The organism is Rhodovulum tesquicola, from assembly GCF_024128855.1.
Lineage (GTDB): Bacteria > Pseudomonadota > Alphaproteobacteria > Rhodobacterales > Rhodobacteraceae > Rhodovulum > Rhodovulum tesquicola.
The window spans coordinates 184686-208142 of sequence record NZ_JAMYDV010000003.1; the positions used below are offsets into that span (position 1 = coordinate 184686).

General features: G+C 67.3%; 25 protein-coding genes. 8 read left to right on the top strand and 17 right to left on the bottom strand.

Translation table 11 applies throughout. The annotated features are described in order from the left end of the window. Positions 1-3 precede the first annotated feature (3 nt). The 4 genes from NHN26_RS04990 to NHN26_RS05005 all read right to left on the bottom strand — a co-directional run bounded on the left by NHN26_RS04990 (position 4) and on the right by NHN26_RS05005 (position 4666). Positions 4-906 (bottom strand): ABC transporter permease subunit, encoded by a 903-nt coding sequence (locus tag NHN26_RS04990; RefSeq protein WP_253088404.1) that lies wholly within the window; start codon positions 904-906, stop codon positions 4-6. Beyond that, positions 903-1913 carry an ABC transporter permease subunit gene (locus tag NHN26_RS04995; protein ID WP_253088405.1) on the bottom strand — a complete coding sequence of 337 codons (1011 nt, stop codon included), beginning with the start codon at positions 1911-1913 and terminating at the stop codon, positions 903-905. Before NHN26_RS04995 ends, NHN26_RS04990 begins: the two co-directional genes overlap by 4 nt. Continuing rightward, entirely contained in the window at positions 1910-3007 is a 1098-nt protein-coding gene (locus tag NHN26_RS05000) for a M24 family metallopeptidase (protein WP_253088406.1), read from the bottom strand. The genes NHN26_RS04995 and NHN26_RS05000 overlap by 4 nt, the downstream gene beginning before the upstream one ends. Before the next feature lie 66 nt (positions 3008-3073). Beyond that, positions 3074-4666: an ABC transporter substrate-binding protein gene (locus NHN26_RS05005; RefSeq protein ID WP_290442811.1), complete on the bottom strand. Its 1593-nt coding sequence runs from the start codon at positions 4664-4666 to the stop codon at positions 3074-3076. A gap of 586 nt (positions 4667-5252) precedes the next feature. Between NHN26_RS05005 and NHN26_RS05010 the strand changes: the two genes are divergently transcribed. From NHN26_RS05010 to pqqE, 7 genes are all read left to right on the top strand, one after another. Then, a complete protein-coding gene (locus NHN26_RS05010; RefSeq protein WP_253088407.1) occupies positions 5253-6905 on the top strand; it encodes a sensor histidine kinase in 1653 nt (550 codons plus the stop codon). A gap of 9 nt (positions 6906-6914) precedes the next feature. Continuing rightward, positions 6915-7607, top strand: coding sequence for a response regulator transcription factor (locus NHN26_RS05015; protein WP_253088408.1), 693 nt, complete (start codon positions 6915-6917; stop codon positions 7605-7607). A 111-nt stretch (positions 7608-7718) separates the two neighbouring features. After that, positions 7719-7817: a pyrroloquinoline quinone precursor peptide PqqA gene (gene pqqA, locus NHN26_RS05020; protein WP_132694328.1), complete on the top strand. Its 99-nt coding sequence runs from the start codon at positions 7719-7721 to the stop codon at positions 7815-7817. 22 nt (positions 7818-7839) lie between these two features. Continuing rightward, positions 7840-8736, top strand: a complete 897-nt coding sequence (gene pqqB / locus NHN26_RS05025; protein ID WP_253088409.1) for a pyrroloquinoline quinone biosynthesis protein PqqB — start codon at positions 7840-7842, stop codon at positions 8734-8736. Next, positions 8733-9482, top strand: a complete 750-nt coding sequence (gene pqqC / locus NHN26_RS05030; protein ID WP_253088410.1) for a pyrroloquinoline-quinone synthase PqqC — start codon at positions 8733-8735, stop codon at positions 9480-9482. The genes pqqB and pqqC overlap by 4 nt, the downstream gene beginning before the upstream one ends. Then, the gene (gene pqqD, locus NHN26_RS05035) at positions 9479-9754 is read left to right on the top strand and encodes a pyrroloquinoline quinone biosynthesis peptide chaperone PqqD (RefSeq protein WP_253088411.1); all 276 of its coding nucleotides are present in this window, start codon (positions 9479-9481) and stop codon (positions 9752-9754) included. Before pqqC ends, pqqD begins: the two co-directional genes overlap by 4 nt. Then, a complete protein-coding gene (pqqE, locus tag NHN26_RS05040; RefSeq protein ID WP_253088412.1) occupies positions 9751-10833 on the top strand; it encodes a pyrroloquinoline quinone biosynthesis protein PqqE in 1083 nt (360 codons plus the stop codon). Before pqqD ends, pqqE begins: the two co-directional genes overlap by 4 nt. On the opposite strand, the gene rpoN is transcribed toward pqqE, so the two are convergent. From rpoN to rsxA, 13 genes are all read right to left on the bottom strand, one after another. Continuing rightward, positions 10830-12125 carry an RNA polymerase factor sigma-54 gene (gene rpoN, locus NHN26_RS05045; RefSeq protein WP_253088413.1) on the bottom strand — a complete coding sequence of 432 codons (1296 nt, stop codon included), beginning with the start codon at positions 12123-12125 and terminating at the stop codon, positions 10830-10832. The two genes, pqqE and rpoN, sit on opposite strands and share 4 nt — an antisense overlap. Before the next feature lie 269 nt (positions 12126-12394). After that, a complete protein-coding gene (gene nifW / locus NHN26_RS05050) occupies positions 12395-12727 on the bottom strand; it encodes a nitrogenase-stabilizing/protective protein NifW (RefSeq protein ID WP_253088414.1) in 333 nt (110 codons plus the stop codon). Beyond that, the gene (gene nifV / locus NHN26_RS05055; protein ID WP_253088415.1) at positions 12724-13926 is read right to left on the bottom strand and encodes a homocitrate synthase; all 1203 of its coding nucleotides are present in this window, start codon (positions 13924-13926) and stop codon (positions 12724-12726) included. Before nifV ends, nifW begins: the two co-directional genes overlap by 4 nt. Before the next feature lie 10 nt (positions 13927-13936). Further along, a complete protein-coding gene (locus NHN26_RS05060; RefSeq protein WP_253088416.1) occupies positions 13937-14632 on the bottom strand; it encodes an iron-sulfur cluster assembly scaffold protein in 696 nt (231 codons plus the stop codon). Between the two features lie 12 nt (positions 14633-14644). Further along, positions 14645-14965: a HesB/IscA family protein gene (locus tag NHN26_RS05065; RefSeq protein WP_253088417.1), complete on the bottom strand. Its 321-nt coding sequence runs from the start codon at positions 14963-14965 to the stop codon at positions 14645-14647. A 254-nt stretch (positions 14966-15219) separates the two neighbouring features. Then, on the bottom strand, positions 15220-16227 hold the full coding sequence (locus tag NHN26_RS05070) for an FAD-dependent oxidoreductase (protein WP_253088418.1): 1008 nt from the start codon (positions 16225-16227) through the stop codon (positions 15220-15222). 40 nt (positions 16228-16267) lie between these two features. After that, the gene (locus NHN26_RS05075) at positions 16268-16522 is read right to left on the bottom strand and encodes an RnfH family protein (RefSeq protein ID WP_253088419.1); all 255 of its coding nucleotides are present in this window, start codon (positions 16520-16522) and stop codon (positions 16268-16270) included. Beyond that, complete coding sequence (locus tag NHN26_RS05080) at positions 16519-17250, bottom strand: electron transport complex subunit E (RefSeq protein ID WP_253088420.1); 732 nt, start codon at positions 17248-17250, stop codon at positions 16519-16521. The genes NHN26_RS05075 and NHN26_RS05080 overlap by 4 nt, the downstream gene beginning before the upstream one ends. Next, positions 17250-17924 carry an electron transport complex subunit RsxG gene (gene rsxG / locus NHN26_RS05085; RefSeq protein ID WP_253088421.1) on the bottom strand — a complete coding sequence of 225 codons (675 nt, stop codon included), beginning with the start codon at positions 17922-17924 and terminating at the stop codon, positions 17250-17252. The genes NHN26_RS05080 and rsxG overlap by 1 nt, the downstream gene beginning before the upstream one ends. Next, a complete protein-coding gene (locus tag NHN26_RS05090; RefSeq protein ID WP_253088422.1) occupies positions 17921-18994 on the bottom strand; it encodes an RnfABCDGE type electron transport complex subunit D in 1074 nt (357 codons plus the stop codon). Before NHN26_RS05090 ends, rsxG begins: the two co-directional genes overlap by 4 nt. Beyond that, positions 18991-20544 carry an electron transport complex subunit RsxC gene (rsxC, locus tag NHN26_RS05095; protein WP_253088423.1) on the bottom strand — a complete coding sequence of 518 codons (1554 nt, stop codon included), beginning with the start codon at positions 20542-20544 and terminating at the stop codon, positions 18991-18993. Before rsxC ends, NHN26_RS05090 begins: the two co-directional genes overlap by 4 nt. Beyond that, positions 20541-21116: an RnfABCDGE type electron transport complex subunit B gene (locus NHN26_RS05100; protein ID WP_253088424.1), complete on the bottom strand. Its 576-nt coding sequence runs from the start codon at positions 21114-21116 to the stop codon at positions 20541-20543. The genes rsxC and NHN26_RS05100 overlap by 4 nt, the downstream gene beginning before the upstream one ends. 19 nt (positions 21117-21135) lie before the next feature. Beyond that, positions 21136-21717 carry an electron transport complex subunit RsxA gene (gene rsxA / locus NHN26_RS05105; protein WP_253088425.1) on the bottom strand — a complete coding sequence of 194 codons (582 nt, stop codon included), beginning with the start codon at positions 21715-21717 and terminating at the stop codon, positions 21136-21138. A 482-nt stretch (positions 21718-22199) separates the two neighbouring features. On the opposite strand from rsxA, the gene NHN26_RS05110 reads away from it, so the two are divergent. Continuing rightward, complete coding sequence (locus NHN26_RS05110; RefSeq protein WP_253088426.1) at positions 22200-23444, top strand: FprA family A-type flavoprotein; 1245 nt, start codon at positions 22200-22202, stop codon at positions 23442-23444. Positions 23445-23457: the final 13 nt, after the last annotated feature.

The following is a 23457-nucleotide window of genomic DNA, read 5'->3' on the forward strand; positions in this document are numbered from 1 at the left end:
CCCTCAGCTCCGCTTCAGCTTGGGATCGAGCGCGTCGCGCAACCCGTCGCCCATCAGGTTGATGGCGAGCACGGTCACCAGGATCGCCACGCCGGGGAAGGTCACGACCCACCAGGCGCGCAGGATGAACTCGCGCGCCTCGGCCAGCATGGTGCCCCATTCGGGCGTGGGGGGTTGCGCGCCCATGCCCAGAAAGCCCAGCGCCGCGGCATCGAGGATCGCGGTGGAAAACGACAGCGCCGCCTGCACGATGATCGGGGCGAGGCAATTGGGCAGCACGGTCACGAACATCAGCCGCGGCAGCTTCGCGCCCGCCACGCGCGCCGCCACGACATAGTCGCGCGTGCGCTCCGACAGGACCGAGGCGCGCGTCAGCCGCACGTAATGGGGTTGCAGCACCAGCGCGATGGCGATCATCGCATTGGTCAGCGACGGGCCCAGGATCGCCACCAGCACCAGCGCCAGCAGAAGCGAGGGAAAGGCCAGGATCACGTCCATCAGCCGCATGATGAGCGTGTCCAGCCATTTCGGCGCAAAGCCCGCGATCAGCCCCAGCAGGATGCCGCCCGAGGCCGCGACCACCACCACCACGATGCCCACGAAGAACGAGAACCGCGCGCCGTGGATCAACCGCGAAAGCATGTCGCGCCCCAGGGGATCGGTGCCCAGCGGAAAGGCCCAGCTCCCGCCCTCGGCCCAGGCCGGCGGCAGCAGGGTGGACTGGCGGAACTGCTCGGTCGGGTCATAGGGGGCCAGAAGCGGCGCGAACAGCGCCACGAAGACGAAGACCGCGAAGACGTAAAGCCCGATCACCGCCCCGCGGTTCTCGCGGAAATAGTACCAGAATTCGGCCAGCCGACCCTGCCGGTCGGGGGCCGCGCCCTGGGCGTCGGGTTCCGCCGTCATTTCCGCGCCCTGATCTTGGGGTTGATGAGGCCGTAAAGGATGTCGACCGTCAGGTTCACCACCATCACCATCGACGCGATCAGCAACAGGCCCCCCTGCACCACCGGGTAGTCGCGGCGGAAGATGGAATCGACCATCCACTTGCCGATGCCCGGCCAGGAAAAGATCGTCTCGGTCAGGATCGCCCCGGCCAGCAGCGTGCCGACCGACAGGCCGATCACGGTGATGACCGGGATCATCGCGTTGCGCAGCGCGTGCAGCCCGTTGACCCGGAGCGGCGACAGGCCCTTGGCGCGGGCGGTGCGGATATAATCCTCGGACAGCACCTCGAGCATGGCCGACCGGGTCTGCCGCGCGATCACCGCCAGCGGGATCGTGCCCAGAACGATGGTCGGCAGGATCAGGTGGCGGACGGCCGAGGCGAAGGCGCCGTTCTGCCCCGAGAGCAGGGAATCGATCAGCATGAAGCCCGTCACCTGCGGGAAGTAATAGATCAGGTCCATCCGCCCCGAGACCGGCGTCCAGCCCAGATTGCCCGAGAAGACGATGATCAGGAGCAGCGCCCACCAGAAGATCGGCATCGAATAGCCCACAAGCGCGGTGGACATCAGCGCCCGGTCGAACAGCTTGCCGCGGTTGACCGCGGCGATCACGCCCGCGGGCAGGCCGATCGCGATGGCAAAGACGATGGCGCAGAGCGACAGTTCCAGCGTGGCGGGAAACAGCGCGAAGAATTCGTCCCAGACCGGGCGCTTGGTGACGTAGGAGGTGCCAAGATCGCCCTGAAGCACGCCCGTCAGGTAGTTCCAGAACTGCACCGGCAGCGGCTGGTCGAAGCCGAACTGCCGATAAAGCTCGGCATAGCGTTCCTCGGTCAGGCCGCGTTCGCCCGCCATCACGATGATCGGATCGCCCGGCAGGACGCGGATGAAGGCGAAGGAAATCAGCGTGACGCCCAGGAAGGTGGGCAGGAAGGTCAGCAGTCGGGAGAGAAGATAGCGGATCATGGGGCGATCACTATCAACTCGCGGCGGAAACTGGTCAATGACCGGCAGCCTGTTTCCGTCACCAGAATGTCATCCTCGATCCGCACGCCGAAGCCGCCGATCCGGTAAAGGCCCGGCTCGTTGGTGAAGACCATGCCGGGTTCCAGCACCTGATGGTTGCCGCGCATGATATAGGGCGCCTCATGCACCTCGCGGCCCAGCCCGTGGCCCGTCTTGGTGCGGATGCGTTCGGCGAAGGGCGAGGCCTCGAGCACCGATGTCACCGCGTCGTCCACCTGATGCGCGGTAGCACCCGGGCGAGTGACCGAATGGCCCGCCAGATTGGCGCGCAGAACGGTGTCGTAGACATGTTCTGCCTCGTCGGTCGCATGTCCGACGAAGACGGTGCGGGTGATGTCGGCGCAGAACCCGCCCCAGCGCGCGCCGAAATCCAGCAGCAGCGCATCGCCCGGCCGGATCGCGTAATCGGGCCTTGCATGGGCATGGGGCAGCGCGGAATTGTCGGCCGCGGCCACGATCGGGTGAAAGGCCATATCCTCGGCCCCCTCGGCGACCAGGGCCTGGAGCAGCAGGCTTTCGACCTGCTTCTCGGTCTGCCCCATGCGCAGGTTGTCCAGCACATTGGCCAGTGCGCGTTCGGAAATCTCGATGGCGCGCTCCAGCGCGGCGATCTCGCCCGCGGTCTTGCGGATGCGCAGCCCCGAGATATCGCGCTCGGCATCGACGATCCGCAGGCCCGGATATGCGGCGGCCAGCGCGTGGTGGACGAAGACGCGCATAACCTGACCCTCGACCGCAAGGCTGGACAGCGCCATATGGCTGGCCAGCGCGTCGAAGGCCGGCTGATATCCGTCCTGATCGCGCCAGTCGAAGACCGTGCCGGGAAAATCCAGATGGGCAAAGGAGCCCAGTTCCAGGTTCGGCACCACGGCTGCGGGCGCCCCCTCGGCGGGGATAAGCAGGACAAGCGGGCGTTCGTTGCTGTGAAAGCTGTGGCCCGTCACGCGGGTAAAATTCGGGCCGGGCACGAGTGCGACCGCATCCACCCCAAGCCTTGCCGCAAGCGCGGCATATTCCGAAAGTCTCGGCCCCATGTCTTTGACATCCAGATAAACTCTGGCGGGGCCTTGCAAGAGGCCCCGCCCGGACTTGTCAGGCCGTCACTCGGCCAGGCTCACATCGGTAAAGATGTGCCCGCCTAGCGGATGCACCGTGTAGCCCTCGACCTCGGGGCGCACGGGCATGAACACGACCGAATGCGCGATGGTCGCCCAGGGCGCCTGCTCCTTGAAGATGACCTGCGCCTCTTCGTAAAGCGCGGTGCGCTCGGCCACATCGGCGGTGATCTTGGCCTTCTGGATCACGTCCTCGAAAGGCTGGTAGCACCATTGCGCACGGTTTGCCCCGCCCACCCCGTCGCAACCCAGAAGCACCGCGAGGAAGTTGTCCGGGTCGCCATTGTCGCCGGTCCAGCCCAGCAGCACCGCACCGTCGCGGTCCACCGAGGACGAGCGTTCCAGGTATTCGCCCCATTCATAGGACACGATCTCGACCCCAACGCCGATCGCCGCGAAATCCGCCTGGATCAGTTCCGCCATGCGCCGCGCATTCGGGTTGTAGGGCCGCTGAACCGGCATCGCCCAGACCTTCATCGAAAGGCCGGTGATCCCCTCTTCGGCCAGCATGGCCCTGGCCGCCTCGGGATCGTAGGGATCGTCCACGATGGCGTCATTGTAGGACCAAAGGGTCGGCGGGATCGGATTCTTGGCCGCCTCGCCCGAGCCCTGGAACACCACGTCGATGATCGCCTGCTTGTCGATCGCCATGTTCAGGGCCTTGCGCACCTTCGGGTTGTCGAAGGGCGGGATCTTGCTGTTATAGGCAAGATAGCCCACGTTCAGCCCTTCCTGCTCCAGCACGGTGATGCCGGGATCATCCTTCATCGCCTGAACGTCGGCGGGGTTCGGAAAGGGCATGACGTGGCATTCGCCGGCCTTCAGCTTCTGGTAGCGCACCGATGCATCGGGCGTGATGGCAAAGACCAGGTTCTCGACCTTGGGCTTGCCCGCGTCCCAGTACTCGGCATTGCGCTGGTAGCGGATCACCGCGTCCTTCTGGTAGGCGACGAAGCGGAACGGGCCGGTGCCGACGGGCTGCTGGTTCAGCATCTCGGGCGTGCCCGCGGCCAGCATCGCATCGGCATATTCCGCCGAAAGGATCGACGCGAAATCCATCGCCATGTTTGCGATGAAGGGCGCCTCGGGACGGTTCAGGATGAATTTCACCGTGTAGTCGTCGACCTTCTCGATCGACGCGATGAGGTCCGGCATCGACATGCCGTTGAAATATTCCCAAGTGCCGCCCGAGACCTGGTTATAGGGATTGTCCGCCTTCCACTGCCGCTCGAAGGTGAAGATCACGTCATCGGCGTTGAAGTCGCGACCCGGCGTGAAGCGGTCGTTGGAATGGAACTTCACGCCTTGCCGCAGCTTGAAGGTGTATTCCAGCCCGTCATCGGACACTTCGTAGCTTTCGGCAAGACCGGGGACGACATTGGTGGTGCCCGTCTCGAATTCCACCAGCCGGTTGTAGACCGGATGCGAGGAGGCATCGAACGTCGTGCCCGCCGTGTAGAGCGCCGGGTCGAAGCCTTCGGGCGAACCTTCGGAGCAATAGACAAGGGTCTGGGCAGACGCGCCCGCGCCGATCAGCGCCAGCATGCCGGCCGAAGCCATGAGGTTTCTCAGTTTCATCGTGATCTCCCTTTGGATCTTGATGTGGGTGCCTGTTTGCGGCCGCTCGCGGCCTCGCGCGCGTCTTGTGAACGGGGTGCCGGGTCCAGGCCCGGCCCTGGGCCCGACGCATGGACCCTGAAGGATGACGGGTGCCTGATGGCGGCTTTCCTGTCGGGGGCAGTTGCGGGTGATGGCTGGCTCGATGACTTGCCAGATCGCGCTCCAACCTGCCCGGCCAGCGATGCGACCCCGCTCGAATCATGCCCGCGGGAAAAGGCCCGATGGCAGGTCTCTGGCAGATGCTCCATGTCCGACACCCTGTCCCCGTTGAACGGGGCGGTGTGGGCCATGCTGGGCCTTGGGCGCGCCTTTGGCGTCATTCGAGTCCTCTCCCGACGCCATAGTGAACCCCATTGGCGCGCCGAAGAAAACCCGTTCCTGCACGTCATTTCCCAAACACCCGCCCGGCACGGAAGCACAGCGTCCATCGCGTCGGGTCGCAGCGCCGGACGCTCCCTGACCATGCAGTCAATTTCGCCTTTGGTATTGCAGTGCTGACCGCCAATCCGTCCTAAGATTGCCGAGGGGACCGGGAGGATCGGACTTGGAACATCGACGCGGCAGCGCCGGACCGGCGGCGGCAGCGCGGGACGCTAGGCGGCTGCGCCATGGCTGGAACCCGTTCGCCTCGCTCAAGGGGCGGTTGGGGCTCGGCGCCGGGATGATCGGGTTGGTCGCGATCCTTTCCGGGGCTCTGACCCTTCACGGGATGGGCGAGGTCTCGCAGCGGATCACCGAATCGCTGAACGCAGAGCGGCGCATCGCGCGCTATTCGGTGCTGTCCACGCAGATCTCGGCCTTCATCGCGATATCGGCCGAGGCGATGCAGGCCGGCCTGTCGCTCGATCAGCGCGCCGCGCGGATGGAAACCGCGACCCGGGGGCTGGAAGGCACCTTCGCGCTGATGCGAGAGGATCTCGGGGCCGCGGTCGCACAGGCCCGCAGCCAGGGGCTGGACGAGCAGTCGCGGCGCGCCACGCAAAGCATCGCCATTGCCCGAATGGAGGCGCTGTTCACCTCCACACGCGACGGGCTTTTGTCGGGGCAGACCGGCCAGAACGAGGCGCGCGCCTATCTCGCGGGATTCTCGCAGGCGGTTGAACCGCTGCTGAATGCCGCCGTGGCCGACGAGATGCGTATCCGCGACCAGATCATCTCCGGCATAGGCGAGTTGCGCCGACGGCTGACGCTGATGGCCCTTGGAATCTCGGCGCTGGCCGCGGGAATGTTCGGCGCGTTCTATTTCGGCCTTGTTCGTCCGCAACTCAATCGGCTCGACCTCGCCCGGCAGGCGGCACAGCGGATCGGTCGCGGCGAGTTCGATGTCACACTGCCCGAGGATCGCGGCGACGAGATCGGACGCCTTTTCGCCGAAACCAACCGTGCGGCCCGTGCCCTCGCCCTCCGGCGCGACGGGGTCGAGGCCGAATGGGCCCGGCTGAACGAAACCATCGCGGCACGCACCGAGGAATTGCGCGCCGCGAACGAGGCGCTGGCGCGGACCGACGAGGAACGGCGCCGATTCTTCGCCGATATCGGCCACGAGTTGCGCACGCCACTGACAGTCATACTGCTGGAATCGGAACTGGGCGTGCGCGGGGCTGGCGATACACGGGTCGGCTTCGAGACGATCCGCGACCGCGCACGGCGGCTGGGGCGCCGGATCGACGACATGCTGCGGGTGGCGCGCTCGGAAAGCGGGCGGATCGAACTGTCGCACGAGCCCTGCGATCTCGGCCGCGTGGCCACCGAAGCGGTTGCCGATGTCCGCCCGGAAATCGCCGCGGCGGGCATGAGCATGAATTTGGACAGCATGCCCGGGCTGCGGGTGCTGGGCGACCCGGACTGGTTGCGGCAGTTGATCGCCGGGCTTGTCCGGAACGCGGTGCGCCATGCCGGGCCGGGCGGCCAACTGGCCGTCGCCATCGCCGCCGATGGCGACTGGGGCGTGCTGCGGGTCACGGATAACGGACCCGGTGTGCCTGCGGACGAGATCGGCCGGGTCTTCACCCGGTTTCACCGCGGCAAGGCCGGTTCCCGCGTCGGGGGATTCGGCATCGGGCTTGCGCTGGTGAAATGGCTTGTGGAAGAGATGGGCGGCGAGGTCGCGCTGGTAAGCCCGGTGCCCGAGGCGCAACGCCTTGGCACGGAACCCGGCACGCTGGTCGAGTTGCGCCTGCCCCTGATCGAGGAGTGACGTCCCGCGATGGCCGAAACAGCCAACAGCATCCTGATCGTGGACGACGACCCCGAGATCACCTCGGCTCTGGCCCGGGGGCTTGCGTTGCATGGATATCGCACGATCTGCGCCCATCGCGTCGAGGAGGCGCGCAAGAGGTTCCGCGAGGACCGGCCGGGAGCGGCCATCGTCGACGTCATGATCGGCCCGGACAGCGGCATCGAACTGGTGCGCGAGTTGCGCGCCGAGGGCATCCGCACGCCGATCCTGATGCTGAGCGCGCTGTCCGAGGTCGAGGACCGCACCGTCGGACTGGATGCGGGCGCGGATGACTACATCGCCAAGCCCTTCGCCTTTGACGAGCTGGTGACCCGTCTCAAGGTGCAGGAACGTCGCGCCCGCCGCGCGGGCCCCGCCCCTGCCCCGCGGCTGGACCCGGCAACCCGCACCGTCCACGGTCCGGCGGCCAGCGTCACGCTGACCGAGCGGGAATTCGCGCTTCTGGACCTTCTGTGGAGCCATCGCGGCGAAGTCCTGTCGCGCGCGGACCTGTTCGACCGGCTCTGGGCGCGCGAGGGCACCAGTTCCGAGAACGTCGTCGATGTCTATATCGGCTACCTCCGCCGCAAGCTGGCCCCCACGCGGGACTTCGGATTCGAGCTGCGCACCCTGCGAAACCGTGGCTTCGTGCTGGAGCCGGTGGCAGATCTGGACGGCTAAACCCCTATATTCGCGCCGTTTTTATAATTTCTTAGAACAATTCTTTTGACGCGAGGGCCGCCATTGGGAATGCTTCGCCTGTCCTACGGGAACCTTAAGGGAGAACTCATCATGGCCTGGACCAAACCCACCCTCCGCGAGATCGAGTGCGGCATGGAAATCAACATGTACGGCCCGGACAGCGGCGACGATCAGGGCGGCCTGTTTTGATCGGCTGCGCGCGGAGGCCACGTTGGGATTCCGCGCGCATATCCTCGGGGCGGCTGCCGGTGGTGGATTGCCCCAATGGAATTGCGGCTGCGAGAATTGTCGCCTTGCAAGGCAAGGGTCGATACCTGCCCAGACCCAATCTTCCCTAGCGGTCACGGGCAACGGCGAGGACTGGGCGATCCTGAACGCCTCGCCCGATATCAGGCACCAACTCACGGACTGCGCGGCGCTGCACCCCTCCGGCCTGCGCGAGGTGCCGCTTAAATCGGTTCTCGTGACGAATGGCGATATCGACCATGTCGCTGGCCTGCTGACGCTGCGCGAGATGCAGCCCTTTGACTTGTTCGCCACCGCCGGCATCCACCAGATTCTGGCGCAGAACCCGATCTTCGCGGCGCTGAACGAAAAGGTCGTGACACGCAAGACCGTGACACTCGGCGTTCCCTTCCGGCTGGCACCGGGCCTGTGGGCGGACCTGTTCCCGGTGCCCGGCAAGGTGCCGCTTTACCTTGAGGGCGAGACGGTCGAGACCGATCTGGTCGGCGAGCAGACCGTGGGCGTCCACCTGACCGGCGGCGGCGGCGAGGCGCTGTATATCCCCGGCTGCGCGATGCTGAACGACGACCTTCGCGCGCGTCTGAACGGGGCGCCGCTGGTGTTCTTCGACGGCACGCTCTGGCGCGACGACGAGATGGTGCGGGCAGGGCTGGGGGAAAAGACCGGCAAGCGGATGGGCCATATCTCGATGAGCGGGCCGGACGGGTCGATCGCGGCTTTTGCCGGGCTCGACGTCGGCAAGAAGATCTATGTGCACATGAACAACACCAACCCGGTGCTGAACCCCGCCAGCCCCGAACGGGCCGAGGCCGAGGCCGCCGGGTGGATCATCGGACAGGACGGAATGGAGATCACGCCATGACCCAGACCCGCGAGGAGTTCGAGGCCCGGCTGCGCCGGATCGGGGACGAGCGCTATCACGACAAGCACCCGTTCCACCACCTGCTGCATGGCGGGCGCTGCACGCCCGATCAGGTCCGCGCCTGGGTCATCAACCGCTATTACTACCAGTCGCGCATCCCGATGAAGGACGCGGCCTTCATGTCGCGCGTCGAGGATCCGAAACTGCGCCGCGCCTGGCGGTCCCGGATCGAGGATCACGACGGCACCGCCGAGAACGAGGGCGGCATCGCGCGCTGGCTGAAGCTGGCCGAGGCGGTGGGGCTCGACCCCGACTACGTGGCCTCCGAAGAGGGCATCCTTCCGGCGACGAAATTCGCCGTCGACGCCTATGTCCGCTTCGTCCGCGACAAGACCCTGCTGGAGGCGGTGGCGTCCTCGCTGACCGAACTCTTCGCGCCCAAGATCCATGCCGAACGGATCGAGGGGCTGTTGAAGAACTACGATTTCGCGGACGACACGAGCCTCTCCTATTTCCGCAAGCGCCTGACCGAGGCGCCCAAGGATGTGGCCTTCGGCCTTGGCTGGGTGCTGGACCATGCCGATACGGCAGAGAAACAGGACGCCGCCGCGAACGCCCTGATCTTCAAGACGAATGTCTTGTGGGCGCAGCTCGACGCGCTCTATTCCGCCTATGTCGAGCCCGCCCGCATCCCGCCGGGCGCCTGGGTGCCGGGCACGGGGCTTGCGCTGGCGAAGGCATCATGATCGGCGCGGACGACATTCCCGTGATCCCCCGTGGCGTGCGGATGCAGTTCGACCGCGTGCGCGACCGCTGGGTTTTGCTCGCGCCCGAACGCACCGTGGCGCTGGACGAGATCGGCCGCGCGATCCTGTCGGAGATCGACGGCGCCCGCAGCTTTGGCCAGATCACCGCGCGGCTTGCCGCGACATATGCCGCGCCCGAGGATCAGATCGCCGAGGACAGCCGCGGATTCCTCGGCACGCTGATCGACCGCCGGTTCCTGGAGGTGAAATGAGCGTCAACCCGCCCATCGCGATGCTGGCGGAACTGACCCACCGCTGCCCGCTGTCCTGCCCCTATTGCTCGAACCCGGTGGAGCTGACCCGGCGCGACGCGGAACTGGACACGGCGACCTGGGCGGACGTGTTCCGCCAGGCCGCCGATCTGGGCGTGCTGCAACTGCACCTGTCGGGGGGCGAGCCGGTGACGCGCCGCGACCTGGTGGACCTGGTCGTTGCGGCGCGCGAGGCGGGGCTTTACACCAACCTGATCACCTCGGGGATCGGGCTGACCGAGAAACGGCTGAAGGAGCTGGACGCGGCGGGGCTGGACCATATCCAGCTGTCGTTGCAGGGCACCGATGCGGAAATGGCCGACCGGATCGGCGGCTATCGCGGCGGCTTCGCGCGCAAGATGGACGTGGCCCGCTGGATCGGCGAGATCGGCTTTCCGCTGACGCTGAACGCGGTCCTGCACAGGCAGAACCTGCACCAGTTGCCGCGCGCCATCGAGATGGCGGTGGAAATGGGCGCGCGCCGGATCGAGGTGGCGACCGTGCAGTTCCACGGCTGGGCGCTGCTCAGCCGCGACGCGCTGATGCCCACGCGCGACCAGGCCCGCGAGGCGGACGCCATCGTGGCCGAGGCCCGCGCCCGGCTGAAAGGCACGCTGGTGATCGACTACGTGCCCGCCGATTACCACTCGGACTACCCCAAGCGCTGCATGGGCGGCTGGGGCACGACGGGGCTGAACGTGGCGCCCGACGGGCTGGTGCTGCCCTGCCACGCTGCGCAGACGATCCCGGGGCTGGCCTTCGACCGGGTGCAGGACAGGCCGTTGCGCGAGATCTGGTACGAGGGCCGCGCCTTCAACGCCTATCGCGGCACCGACTGGATGCCCGAGCCCTGCGCGTCCTGCGAGCGCAAGCATATCGACTTCGGCGGCTGCCGCTGCCAGGCGATGGCGCTGGTGGGCGATGCCGCGGCCACCGATCCGACCTGTATCAAGTCGCCCCACCACGCCGCGTTGCAGGCCCGCGCCGATGCCTTTGCCGCCGGGGAGGCCGCGTTCACCGCACGGGCGGCCGCGGGCTAGGCCGCCTTGCGGCGGTCGTAGGACGACGGAATCCCCAGCATGTCGCGATACTTTGCGACCGTGCGCCGGGCCAGCCGTGCACCCTCTGCCTCGGCCCGGCGGACGATCTCGGCATCGCTGAGCGGACGCGCGGCATCCTCGGCGGCCACGATCCGGCCCACCAATGCGATCAGCGCATCCTGGGACGGCCCGTCCGCCCCCGATCCCGGCGTGAAGGCTCGGCTGAAGAAGGCGCGCAAAGGCAGCGTGCCGCGCGGGGTCTGGATGGTGCGATGGGCCACCGCGCGGCTGATGGTCGAGGGGTGGAGGCCCAGTTCGGCGGCCGCTTCTTCGGTCGACAGCGGGCGCAAAGCCTCGGGACCTGCCGCCAGGAAATCGGTCTGGTGACGGACAAGAAACCCTGCGGTCAGCAGAAGAGTTGCCTGCCGCCGTTCGACGGCGCGCACCAGCCAGCGCGCCCGCGACCGGGCCGAGGACAGCCAGGCCCGCGCCGCAGCATCGCCCGCGCTTTCGGGTCCGGCCGTCACGCGCAGCCCGGGCAGGACCGAGCGGTTCAGGTCCACCTTCCATCCGTCCGCGCCCCGGGTCAGGTACAGGTCGGGCGGAAGCACCGGCATTTCGGAGGCGGCGAAGGCCATCCCCGGCTTGGGGTCCAGTCCGCGGATCGTGACCAGAGCCGCACGCACGTCGTCAGGCGTGCCGTCGCACATCTCGGCCAGGTCGTCGATCCGACCCTCGGCCAGCAGCGCGAGGTTGTCGAGGATCACCCCAAGCTCCCAGGTCAGAAGTCCCTTGTCGGCAGCCTGCAGGCGCAGGCATTCGGTCAGGCTGCGGGCGAAAAGCCCGGCGGGCTCGAATTGCTGCAACCGCGCCAGCACCGTTTCGGCCACGGCCAGCGGCACACCGGCGGCGCGGGCCACCTGATCGACCGGGCTGCCCAGCCATCCGGTAGGCTCCAGCGCCTCGGCAAAAGCCAGCGCAACGCGCTGGGCGGATGGATGCGGAAAGGCCTGCGCGATCTGCCGACCGACATGCTGGTAGAGACTGGGCTTGCCCTCGGCCAGCGCGGCCACCGGGTCGAAATCGGGGTTTTGCGTCCGGCCTCCAAGGCCCGAGGGCACGGACGGTGCCACTTCGGGCATGCGCACCTCGAGACAGGGGTTTTCCAGCGCCGCCTCGGCCAGGTGGGCAGTCAGGTCGAACTGGCTCATCTGCAGGATCCGCAGCGCGGCCTGCATCTTCGCGGTCATCGCCAGGCCCTGGGTCTGGCGCTGGACGACATTCATCTCCATCGGCGAAGCCTAGCATGATTCCCGCAGTCCGCGCGGGCAATTGCGGTGCTGGGCGATCGCGTCACCTTCGCGTGGTTCAACGCGATACGCTCATGTGGGGTGGTGATGATCGACACGGTATGGCGCATGCGTGTTTCGGTCGCCGGGCGGCCGCGCATCCCGGCAGGGCCGGTCCTCTGCAGGATGCAGACCGCAATGGTTGGAACGGCCTCGGGGGGCGGGCTTGGCGGCCCGTATCGCCCCGGTGCCGGGTTCAGCCGTCCTCCCGCCTATTGCAGCGGCAACCGAACTCCGTCCATGGGGACGATGTTGCCGCGGGGTTGGGTGTAGATTTTCAGTGCCTTCTGAGCGCGGGGCGTGGAGTTCTCGAAATCGGCATGGGCCTGCTTCAACGCGCGGCGAGCCTCGAGGAAGACGCCATCCTCGTCCAGCACCGAAAGATCGACCCGGGCGAGATAGTCGCCCATCCGTTTCATCACATGCAGCCGGGCGCGGTTCAACACCGCGGGATCATAGGGCAAGAGCAGGAAGGAAAAGAGGTCTTCGGCCGAGGACAGTTCGTGCATCTGCTCCAGCACGCTCTGGGTCTGGGGACGGGTCATGGCAGGCTCCTTTCCCTTGGGTCGGTTGGGCCGGGGCACAGGCTGAGCGCCTCGGCCCGGGCGGTGAGAATGGCCAGATCGGCCGGCGTCGCGGTGCGCTTCTGGGCGGTGGCCCAGTCGCGCAGGAGCGGCAACACGGCGCGCGCCGTGCGCAGGTCCGACGGCAGACCCGCGGCGGCCAGCGCGGCGGTCAGCGCGGCCAGCCCCGAATGCTTGCCCAGGACGATCTCGCGGGCGCGACCGAACCGGGCGGGGGCAAGGTCGGCGGCCTCGTAGGTGGACGGGTCCTTCATCAGGCCGTCCACATGAATGCCGGATTCGTGGCTGAACACATCGGCGCCGACGATCGGCTGCGACTGTGGAACGGGCCGGTTCGCGGCGCGGGCGACAAGGTCGGACAGTGCGCATAGCCGGTCAAGCGCAACTGCGGTTCCCCTGCCCTGCACCGCGAGCGCGGCCACGACCTGTTCCAGCGCGGCATTGCCCGCGCGTTCGCCCAGCCCGTTCACGGTCACCGAGAGATGGCTCGCCCCGGCCCGGGCCGCGGCCAGCGTGTTGGCAGTGGCAAGGCCCAGATCGTCATGGGCGTGAAATTCCAACGGCAAGGGTCCCGCGGCCATCAACGAAACCAGCCGATGCGTGGCAAAGGGATCCATCAGGCCCAGCGTATCGGCCAGCCGCAGCCGGATCGCACCCGCCTTGGCGGCGGTCATGGCAATCGCGTCGAGGAAACCGGGATCGGCACGCGAGGCATCCTCGGCCCCCACCGAGACGGCGAAGCCCGCCTCGCTGGCCAGCCGAACCAACCGGTCCAGTTCGGCCAGCGCCCAGTCGCGGCCCTGTCCCAGCTTGCCCGCCAACTGGCGGTCCGAGGCGGGAAGCGTCAGGTGCAGCCGCGTGAGGCCGGTCAGCGCGGCGAGTTCAAGGTCGCCCTCGCGCAGGCGACACCATGCGACGCCCGAGGCCCGCGTCAGCCGCGCGCCCGCCTCGCGCATCGCGGACACCTCGGCCATGCCCATCGCCGGTACGCCAAGCTCGATCTCGGCAACCCCAGCGGCATCGAGCGCGGTCGCGATCGCCAGTTTCTCGGCCGTCGAGAACGCCACGCCCGGCGCCTGTTCGCCGTCGCGCAACGTTGTGTCGCAGATCAGCGGCGCGGGGTCGGGGCGCAGGCTGTCGGGTGCGATGGGCAGGGTCATCCGGCGATCCTCAGCGGGCGGGGGCTGGCACGACCAGAACGGCGCGGCCCAAGGCCTCGGCCAGCCGCTTTTGCAGACCGCCCAAGGTCAGGCCCGCCAGTTGGCAACCCGAGCAGTTGCCCTTGAGCGCGACGCGGACGCGGGGGCCTGCGATCTCGACCAGCTCGACATCGCCGCCATCGGCCCGAAAGGTCGGGCGCATTTCTTCCAGCACCTTCTCGACGGCGGCGCGTTCATCGGCGGGGGCGCTCGCGCCGGGCCTGTGCAGGCTGGGCGTCAGCGGCGCGATGGCCAGCGGCAGGGCGCTGCTGCGCGCGCCCTGGGCGGCACGAAACGCGGGCGGCTGGGCGAAATCGCGGAGCGCGGCCGTCAACGCCTCGGCGGCCACACGGGCGGCCGAGCGGTCCTCGTCAGGCAGGCCGCCCAGAACCGTCTCGATGTAATCGGCGGTGATGACGCGCGCCTCGGCCAAGGTCTTGCCGGTCAGAAGCTCGGTCAGCGCCGAGCCCGCAGCGACCTCGGGGCCGCCGCCGGTGGTCTCGAACCGGGCCGCGGCGATCAGCCCGCCCTCGATCCGCAGCATCAGCCGCAGCGCATCGCCGGTGCGCAAGGACCCGGCCTCGCCCAGCGCGTTGGCATTGTGCAGCGGGCCGCGGTTGCGCGGGTTCAGGAAATGGTCGGTCAGCGTGGGCGAATAGTCGAGCATGGCCTTCCCCTTTCAGCAGAACGACTTGCCGCAGCCGCAGCCCGCCGTGGCATTGGGGTTGTCGAAGACGAAGCCCGATCCTTCGAGCCCGGTCACGAAGTCGATGGTGGTGCCGATCAGATAACCCTGGCTATCCGGGTCGATCAGGACGGTGACACCCTCGGCCTCGACCACGGCGTCGGTATCTTCGCGGCTGAGTTCCAGCGCCATCGCGTATTGCAGCCCGGAACATCCGCCCGCCTGCACCATGAGGCGTAGACCGGCGATAGGCTGGCCCGCCCCCTGAATGGCGGTGGCCATGGCATCTCTGGCGGCTTCGGTGATCTGGATCATCGGGGACTCCTGTAAGTCGCGGAACCTTTGCCAAAGGGTTAGCAAAAAGCATGCCAAGCGCCTCGGGACCCGTAAATTGCAGGAACTTGCCACCGCACTTTCCCAGGATGTCGGAGATGTCGGCACGGAAAATGGCGGGTTTGCGACAGGCCGGTGCGGCGCGTCAGAGACGCGACATTCCGCCACGGAACAGAGACAGAGGGACCCCGCCCGCCCCCGAACCGGGGCGTGCATGCCCGTCGATGTGCCTTTCCTCAGGTGAAAGCGGCGACCCGCCGCCCCGACAGCACCGCATCGGCGACATGCCGCTTCGCGTCCTTGCGCGCATCGCCGAGGATCACGGCCTCGGGGCGGATCAGCGACCGGCCCCGCGCATCGACCGGGCACCATCCGCTGGCATCCGAAAGCCCGGCCGCCCGGGCGATCGTGCCCGCCCCCTGAAGCCCGACGAAATTCACGACATCGGCACGCAGCAGCCCGCCATCCGTCTCCAGCATGCCATTCCGGGCGTCGACGCGCAGGACATTGCCTCCGGTCTGTCCGGTCCGCCACTCGGATCGGGTCCGAACGCCCTTTGCGTCAAGCCTGCGGCGGAAACGCTGGGACAGGTCGCTGCTCATTCCGGCCTCGAGCACGGTGAACCGGCTGTCGGGGCGCGTGCGATCCAGAAGGGTGGCGATCTGCACCGCCCGGCCGAGTGCCGCGTCGGGATGGCTCAGCTCGGCAGGCAGGCGCAGCACAACATGGCCATCCTCGGGCAAGGCGGCAAGTTGCGCGCGCAGGCGGCGGGCTTCACGCGCATTTCCCCACGCGGCGGGCCAGAGATGGCGCGCCACAGCGTCGAGCCCCGGGATCGGCTCGGCCAGCGCCGCCGTGCCCGGCGCCAGCAACAAGCTGTCGAAGGCGAGACGACGACCGCTGAACAGATTCAGCCGGGCCGCGCGCCAGTCCAGCCCCATGACATCGTCCAGCACCACCTCGACGCCTGCACGGCGCAGCGTGGACAGATCGGGGCCCGCCGAGGGCCGGTCAAAGCTGGCCTGCTCGACAGGCCCCAGTCTGCGCGGATCGCGCTCGACCAGCAAAACCGGGTTGGCCGGATGGGCCTCGCGCAGCGCGAGTGCCGCCGCGGCGCCCGCGGGCCCGCCGCCGACGATCACGGCCTGCGTCCGGTTGGCCCTGGCATTGATGCCCGCAGCTCCGGCCAGGGCCGTCCCGGCAAGCAGACCTGCGAAGAAGCGGCGGCGATTGAGGTCTTGCATGGTCCTGTCTCCTTGGCGTGCGAACGGGCGTCGGGGTGGGCTATCTCTTTTCCAGAAGCTCGGCATCGGGGTGGATCGGGCGATAGATCTCGACCCGGTCGCCCTCTTTCACGGGCTTGTCGAGTTTGACGATCGAACCGAAGATGCCGACCTTGTTGATCTCGAGGTCGATCTCGGGGAACTGGTCCAGAAGCCCCGAGCGGAGCAGCACATCGCGCACGGTGGACCCCTCGGGCACGTCGATATTCTTCCAGACCTGGGCGGTGGCCTTGGCGAAAGTGGCGCTTACGATCATGGTTGTTCTCCGGCGCGTGCCCCGCGGCCGAGGACGCCCGCGGCGGTAAAGACTTTCTCGACATTGGGATTGGCGACCTGCACCTGCCCGCTGCGGCTGCGGCTGTCGACCATCGCCTTCAACGCCAGCAGGAAGCCCAGGACGATGAAGCCGCCGGGCGGCAGGATCATCAGAAGGAAGCCCTGGTAGTCAGGTATCACCGTGATCTCGAGAAACCCGAAATGCGGCCCCAGCAGCAGCGAGGCATTGGCAAACAGAGTGCCCGAGCCGAGGATTTCACGCACCCCGCCCAGAAGCACGAGCGCGACGGTGAACCCGATTCCCATCATCAGCCCGTCGAACGAGGCCGCAAGCGGGTTCTGGCGCGACGCGAAGGCCTCGGCCCGGCCGAGGATCGCGCAATTGGTCACGATCAGCGGGATGAAAAGCCCGAGGACCTTGTGCAAATCATGCAGCCAAGCGTTCAGCGCCATGTCGACCACGGTCACCAGGCAGGCGATCAACAGAACGAAGGCGGGGATCCGGATTTCCGGGGTGATCACGTTGCGCAGCACCGAGACCGCGAAGCCCGAGCCGACCATGACCGCCATCGAGGCGAGCCCCATTCCCAGCCCGTTGGTCGCCGTTCCGGTCACGGCCAGAAGCGGGCACAGCGCCAGCAACTGGCCGAAGACCACGTTGTTGTCCCAAAGCCCGTTGCGGGCGATCATGCCGTATCTGGTGGACATCACTTGGCCTCGCTCTCGACGGTTGGGGTCAGAAGGTCGGATCGGTGACGCTGGAACAGCGACAGTCCGCGATGGACGGTGCCGACGACGGCGCGCGGCGTGATCGAGGCACCCGAGAACTGGTCGAAGACGCCGCCATCCTTACGGACCTTCCAGCCCTCGGGGCCGGGATCGGTCAGGGAACGGCCGGTGAAATCGTCGACCCAGTCATCCTTGGCGATCTCGATCTTGTCGCCCAGCCCGGGCGTTTCGGTATGCGACAGAACCCGCACGCCCAGAAGCCTGCCATCGGGCGCGACCCCCATCAGCACCCGGATCGCGCCGGAATAGCCATAGCCCGTCAGCACGAAGGCCACGCCGGTCACCTGGCCGCTCTCGGTGGCGACATAGACCGGAACGGCGCCCTCTGCCCCGTCGGTCACGCGGCGCATTCCGGAGACAAGGTCGTTGTCATGCAGCGCGGTCGGGATCACCTGGGCCAGCGAGGCCAGCAAATCCTCGTTCGCGCGCTCGGCGATGGGGCCGCGGGTCACCTCGTCGGAGGCCGAGAGGATCAGCGCCGTGACCAGCGCGAACAGCCCGAGGATCAGCCCGTGCCAGACGGGCGAGCCGCGCAGCGCGCCGAGGCGCGACGGCGCATCCGCCGGAGGCGGGGCGGCGGGCGTATCGGTCATGGCTTTCCTCCCAGCTCGATCGGCTTGCCGGCGCGGGTGCGTCCGAAGATGCGCGGGCGCACATATTCGTCGATCAGCGGCGTGCAGGCGTTCATCAGGAGCACCGCGAAGGCCACGCCTTCGGGGAAGGCGCCCCAGCTGCGGATGATGAAGATCAGCGCCCCGATCCCGATGCCATAGATCATCTTTCCCAGCCCGGTGACCGGCGAGGTCACGTAATCGGTGGCGATGAAGAAGGCGCAGAACATCAGGGACCCCGATGCAAGGTGGACCTGCGGTGGCGGGAAACTGTCCGGCGCGATCCCCCAGGCCGCCCCCGACAACACCGCCACCGACCCCAGCACGCTGAGCGGGATCACCACCGTGATGACACGCATGAGGATCAGCCCGACGCCGCCCAGCAGCAGCAGAAAGGCGCTGGTCTCGCCCAGGCTGCCGGGCACATAGCCAAAGAACTGGTCATGGATGTTGCCGATCTCGGCCAGGATCGCCTGCATCGGCTGCCCGGCATCAAGCTGGCTCTGGACATGGCTCAGGACCGAGGCGCTGCTGACCGCGTCGATGCCGATATCGCCGCCGAAGGTAACCGCCAGCGCCTGCTGGAAACCCAGCCCGCCAGGGCCGCCGAGCACCGGATCGACCCAGACCGTCATCTGCACCGGCAGCGCCACCAGCAGCATGGCACGCGCCACCATGGCCGGGTTGAACAGGTTCTGGCCCAGCCCGCCGAAGACATGCTTGCCGATCACGATGGCAAGGCCCGCCGCCGTCACGCCCACCCACCAGGGCGCCCAGGGCGGCAGGGTCAGCGCCACGATCCAGCCCGTCAGAATGGCCGAGCCGTCGGTGGCAAAGCGCAGGATCGGCTTGCCGGCCAGGGCAAGGCAGAGCACCTCGAACAGCAGCGCCGCAACAATCGTCACGAGGAACAGGAAGACCGCGGGCCAGCCGAAATGCAGCAGCCCAAAGCCCGTCGCGGGGCTAAGGCACACCATCACCGCCATCATCGTGCGCGAGACGTTGAAGCGCGAATGGATATGCGGCCCGCTGACGAGGATCGGAGCGGTCATTTCGCGGCCTCCTTGCTCTTGATCGCCTCGACCGCACCGGCCACAAGCGCCTCCGCCTCGGCCTCGCGCTTCTTGTTGGCGTCCATCTCCGCCTTGCGCCTGGCCATCGCGGCGCGCTTGGCCTCGGCGATGGCCTCATGGCGCGCGGTCCGGGCCTCGGCCAGGCGCTTGGCCTGTTCCTGCTGGTGCTTGCGGCTGTCGCGTTCGGCAAGCTTGCCCTTGGCATACTGGATGGTCTGCACCAGAGGCCGGTTCGACGGGCAGGTGAACGAACAGCAACCGCAATTGATGCAGTCGAGCAGGCCGACCTTGGCCGCGCCCTCCAGATCGCCAGCCTCGATCCGGGTGTTCAACTCGAACGGCGTCAACCCCATCGGGCAGACCTGGACGCAAAGGCCGCAGCGGATGCAGGGCATCACGTCCCTTTCGCGGGTTTCCCGCTCGCTCAGTGCGAGAACGCCGCCGGTGCCCTTGACGATGGGCACGCGCGGATTCTGGATCGGCTGGCCCATCATCGGCCCGCCCAGCAGCAGCCGCTCGGGGTCTTCGACCAGGCCGCCGCAATGGGCGATCAGGTCCGACACCGGGGTGCCGATCAGCGCGCGCAGATTGGCCGGCCGCGCCACCGCGCGGCCCGACACCGTGACCACGCGCGAAATCGACGGCTCGCCATAGCGCACGGCCAGATGCACAGCGTGCGCGGTCGCGGCGTTATGCACGACGACGCCCAGTTCGGCGGTCAGCGCCCGCGCCGGAGTTTCCTTTCCGGTCAGGGTCTTCACCAGGTGCTTTTCCGATCCCATCGGGTATTGGGCGGGCACCGTCTTGATCCGCATGATATGGCCCAGCGCGATCTTGTGGCGCTGCATCGCCTCGATCGCCTGCGGCTTGTTCGCCTCGATGGCGACGATGATCTCGCTGACGCCCAGCGCCTTTGCCATGATCCCGGCGCCATCGGCGATTTCCTCGGCACGCTCGCGCATCAGACGATCGTCGCAGGTCAGGTAGGGCTCGCATTCGGCGGCGTTGATCACAAGCGTCTGCAAGTCGTATTTCGCCCGCAGGTTCAGCTTGACCGCCGAGGGAAAGGTCGCCCCGCCCATGCCGACGATCCCGGCCTCGGCGACCTGCGCGGCGATCTGCTCGGGCGTGGCGCTTTCGGGGTGCAGGCGCGGCAGACGGGGGCCCCAGCGGTCCTCTCCATCGGGGCGGATCGTGATCGTGGGCACCGGCAGGCCCGAGGGATGGGGCGCGATGAAATGGCCCACCGCGATGACCTGCCCCGAGGTCGGCGCGTGGATGTTGGATGAAACCGGCCCGCGCGCCTTGCCGATCAGCTGCCCCTTCAGAACCAGATCGCCGCGTGCGACTACGGGTTCGGCCTCGACGCCGATATGCTGTTGCAGCGGCACCCGGATCAGCGCCGGGATCGGCATGTCCTCGATCGCGCAGTCGGCGGACAGGAACTTGCACGTCTCGGGGTGAATGCCCCCCTTGAAGGAGAACAGGCGCGCCGGGTCGAAACGGCCGGAAAAGGAAAGGATGCTCATGCGGATCGCCTCATGTCCAGATCGCCGCCATCGGCTTCGGGATCCGGTTTGTCCCAGTACCAGTTCCGCATCGTCCGGGGCTTGGGGCGGAGGATGATCGCCTCGGTCGGGCAGACCTCGATGCAGGCGTCACAGCCGATGCAGGCATCGGTGATCACGGTGTGGATCTGCCTGTTCGCGCCGACGATGGCGTCGGTCGGGCAGCGCTTGAAGCATTTCGTGCAGCCGGTGCAGTGATCCTCGAAGATGAAGGCGACCATCTGCGGCACATCTTCCCGCGCATCGCGCGCACCGCCCGCGTCCAGATCGGCGCCGGTGATCTGGACCAGTTCCATTGCAAGCTCGCGCCCGCCCGGCGGACACAGGCTGACGGGGGCTGTGCCCTCGACCAGCGCCTCGGCGCCCGCGCGGCACCCCGGAAAGCCGCACTGACCGCAATTGGTGCCCGGCAGCAGGCGTTCGATCTCGTCCACGATGGGGGGCGTCTCGACATGGAACTTTCGCGCGGCCAGCCCCAGGAGCAGGCCCAGGCCCAGGCCCATGGCGGACATCGAGGCGACGGCGGAGAGCATCTGTGCCTTCTCCTTTCGCTCAGTTCGGAACCAGGCCGGCAAAGCCCATGAACGCCATGGACAACAGGCCGGCAGAGATGAAGGCGATGGGCGGGCCGGCAAAGGCATCCGGAACGGACATCTGCGCGAGCTTCTCGCGCATGCCCGCAAAGATCGCGAGAACCAGCGTGAACCCCAATGCCGAGCCAAAGCCGTAGAGCAGGCTTTGGGCGAAGTCGTGCTCTTGCTGGAGGTTGAGCAACGCAACACCAAGCACAGCGCAATTCGTGGTGATCAGCGGCAGGTAGATCCCCAGCGCCCGGTATAGCCCGGGCGAGACCTTGCGCAGCACGGCTTCGGTGAACTGGACGATGGCGGCGATGACAAGGATGAAGCTGAGGATGCGCAGGAAGCCCAGGTCCAGCGGCACCAGAAGCAGCGTCTCGATCACCCAGCTGGCCGCCGCCGCCAGCGTCAGCACGAAGGTTGTCGCCAGCCCCATGCCGATCGCCGCGTCGGTCTTGCGTGACACGCCCATGAAGGGGCAGAGGCCCAGGAACTTGACCAGCACCACGTTGTTCACGAGCGCCGTGCCGAGCAGGATCAAAAGGAATTCCGGCATGTCTAGGCTCCTTCGCCTGGTGCGCGCGCCCCTGATGTCGGGTCTGCGGAGGACAGCCATCGGGGTTTTTGGGATCAAGTGAAGCAAGGAACGTGCCATGTCGGCGGCGACGCGGCAGGACGGCCCGCGGCCGGACGAACGGCCCCGCACAATACCCCTGTCAGCATTGCGTGCCGGGCCGATTGTGCTGCGAAATGGCACAGGCATCGCGCCCGCGCCCGACCGGACGGTCGGCGACGTCGCAAAGCCGACATTCATGTTGTGAGCGTGTCGGACAGTCGAAGCATTCCGCGCGTCATTCGCATCGCGCTTCGCCTTGGCGACCTGCCCCGCCCCCAGCGGATCCGTGCCGCAGCGCAGGAAGCGAGGCTTGGCACGGTTCTTGCTTCTCCATTCTCAATACAGATGGCAGTCAAGGACACCCGCTCGTGACGTCAGCAGGCCCCACCGTTTTCCACCCAGACCGCGCGCCGCACGGCCCCGTGCCAGTCGCCGAGCGCGTCACCTGGATCGGCGCCCTGGATCCGGACCTGCGCAGCTTCGACATCATCCTGAAAACGGCGAATGGAACGACCTACAATTCCTATCTGGTGCGTGGCAGCGCGGGCGTCGCGGTGATCGACACCGTCAAGCAGGAATTCACGACCGACTTCCTGACCAAACTGGAAGCCGTCGCCCGGTATGACGAGATCACGACGCTGGTGCTCAACCACTTGGAGCCCGACCATACCGGCGCAGTTCCGGAATTGCTGCGCCGCGCGCCACATGCCCATATCTACGTTTCGCCGCGCGGGCTTCAGGTGCTGAGGGCGCTGTTGAAGGACCGGTTCGACGATTACACCGTGACGACGGTCACGACGGGCGACACCGTCTCGCTGGGCGACCGGACGCTGAAAATCCTGACCACGCCCTATGTCCACTGGCCCGACACCCAATGCACCTATCTCGAAGAGCAGAACCTGTTGTTCACCTGCGATCTTCTTGGCTGTCACTATTGCGACGGGCGGCTTTTCAACGACCGGGTCGGCGATTTCCGGTTCTCGTTCGAATACTACTTCGACCACATCATGCGCCCGTTCAAACGTTACGTCGCCGAGGCGCTGGACATGATCGAACCGCTGGAGATCGACATGATCGCACCGGGCCATGGCCCCGTGCTGCGCACCCATCCGCGCGACTACATCACGCACTACCGCCGCCTCATCACCAAGCGGCTTGCCCGCGAGACCGGAACGCAGAAGACCCTGCTCATCTTCTACGTCTCGGCCTATGGCGCGACGGCGCAGATGGCCGGCGCGATCCATGACGGCGCCGCCGAAAGCGAGGATGTGCGCGTTTCGCTGTTCGACCTCGAGGGCGGCGACGTTGCCCCGTTCATCGACCTGATCGAAGAGGCGGACGGGCTGGCCTTCGGCACGCCCACGATCAATGGCGACGCGGTGCGCATCGTCTGGGACATGCTGTCCAGCCTGGTCGACATAGACACCAAGGGCAAGCTGGGCGCGGCCTTCGGATCCTACGGCTGGACCGGCGAGGCCGTCGGCATGGTCGAGGCGCGGATGCAGGGGCTGAAGATGCGGGTGCCGGAACGCGGCCTGAAGATCCGGATGCACCCCACCGGGGACGAGTTGGAAGAGTGCCGCGATTTCGGTCGGCGACTGGCCGCGCACCTCGCTGGACGTCCGATGGAACGCGAAATCGACCTGAGCGCGCTGCTCGGGAGTTGAGAGGAAAGGAGGC

What these genes read in the sequence shown, in the direction of transcription:
- NHN26_RS04990 (WP_253088404.1), bottom strand. Translation starts at nt 906, where the DNA reads ATGACGGCGGAACCCGACGCCCAGGGCGCGGCCCCCGACCGGCAGGGT.
- NHN26_RS04995 (WP_253088405.1), bottom strand. Translation starts at nt 1,913, where the DNA reads ATGATCCGCTATCTTCTCTCCCGACTGCTGACCTTCCTGCCCACCTTC.
- NHN26_RS05000 (WP_253088406.1), bottom strand. Translation starts at nt 3,007, where the DNA reads ATGGGGCCGAGACTTTCGGAATATGCCGCGCTTGCGGCAAGGCTTGGG.
- NHN26_RS05005 (WP_290442811.1), bottom strand. Translation starts at nt 4,666, where the DNA reads ATGAAACTGAGAAACCTCATGGCTTCGGCCGGCATGCTGGCGCTGATC.
- NHN26_RS05015 (WP_253088408.1), top strand. Translation starts at nt 6,915, where the DNA reads ATGGCCGAAACAGCCAACAGCATCCTGATCGTGGACGACGACCCCGAG.
- pqqA (WP_132694328.1), top strand. Translation starts at nt 7,719, where the DNA reads ATGGCCTGGACCAAACCCACCCTCCGCGAGATCGAGTGCGGCATGGAA.
- pqqC (WP_253088410.1), top strand. Translation starts at nt 8,733, where the DNA reads ATGACCCAGACCCGCGAGGAGTTCGAGGCCCGGCTGCGCCGGATCGGG.
- pqqD (WP_253088411.1), top strand. Translation starts at nt 9,479, where the DNA reads ATGATCGGCGCGGACGACATTCCCGTGATCCCCCGTGGCGTGCGGATG.
- pqqE (WP_253088412.1), top strand. Translation starts at nt 9,751, where the DNA reads ATGAGCGTCAACCCGCCCATCGCGATGCTGGCGGAACTGACCCACCGC.
- rpoN (WP_253088413.1), bottom strand. Translation starts at nt 12,125, where the DNA reads ATGGAGATGAATGTCGTCCAGCGCCAGACCCAGGGCCTGGCGATGACC.
- nifW (WP_253088414.1), bottom strand. Translation starts at nt 12,727, where the DNA reads ATGACCCGTCCCCAGACCCAGAGCGTGCTGGAGCAGATGCACGAACTG.
- nifV (WP_253088415.1), bottom strand. Translation starts at nt 13,926, where the DNA reads ATGACCCTGCCCATCGCACCCGACAGCCTGCGCCCCGACCCCGCGCCG.
- NHN26_RS05060 (WP_253088416.1), bottom strand. Translation starts at nt 14,632, where the DNA reads ATGCTCGACTATTCGCCCACGCTGACCGACCATTTCCTGAACCCGCGC.
- NHN26_RS05065 (WP_253088417.1), bottom strand. Translation starts at nt 14,965, where the DNA reads ATGATCCAGATCACCGAAGCCGCCAGAGATGCCATGGCCACCGCCATT.
- NHN26_RS05070 (WP_253088418.1), bottom strand. Translation starts at nt 16,227, where the DNA reads ATGCAAGACCTCAATCGCCGCCGCTTCTTCGCAGGTCTGCTTGCCGGG.
- NHN26_RS05075 (WP_253088419.1), bottom strand. Translation starts at nt 16,522, where the DNA reads ATGATCGTAAGCGCCACTTTCGCCAAGGCCACCGCCCAGGTCTGGAAG.
- NHN26_RS05080 (WP_253088420.1), bottom strand. Translation starts at nt 17,250, where the DNA reads ATGTCCACCAGATACGGCATGATCGCCCGCAACGGGCTTTGGGACAAC.
- rsxG (WP_253088421.1), bottom strand. Translation starts at nt 17,924, where the DNA reads ATGACCGATACGCCCGCCGCCCCGCCTCCGGCGGATGCGCCGTCGCGC.
- NHN26_RS05090 (WP_253088422.1), bottom strand. Translation starts at nt 18,994, where the DNA reads ATGACCGCTCCGATCCTCGTCAGCGGGCCGCATATCCATTCGCGCTTC.
- rsxC (WP_253088423.1), bottom strand. Translation starts at nt 20,544, where the DNA reads ATGAGCATCCTTTCCTTTTCCGGCCGTTTCGACCCGGCGCGCCTGTTC.
- NHN26_RS05100 (WP_253088424.1), bottom strand. Translation starts at nt 21,116, where the DNA reads ATGCTCTCCGCCGTCGCCTCGATGTCCGCCATGGGCCTGGGCCTGGGC.
- rsxA (WP_253088425.1), bottom strand. Translation starts at nt 21,717, where the DNA reads ATGCCGGAATTCCTTTTGATCCTGCTCGGCACGGCGCTCGTGAACAAC.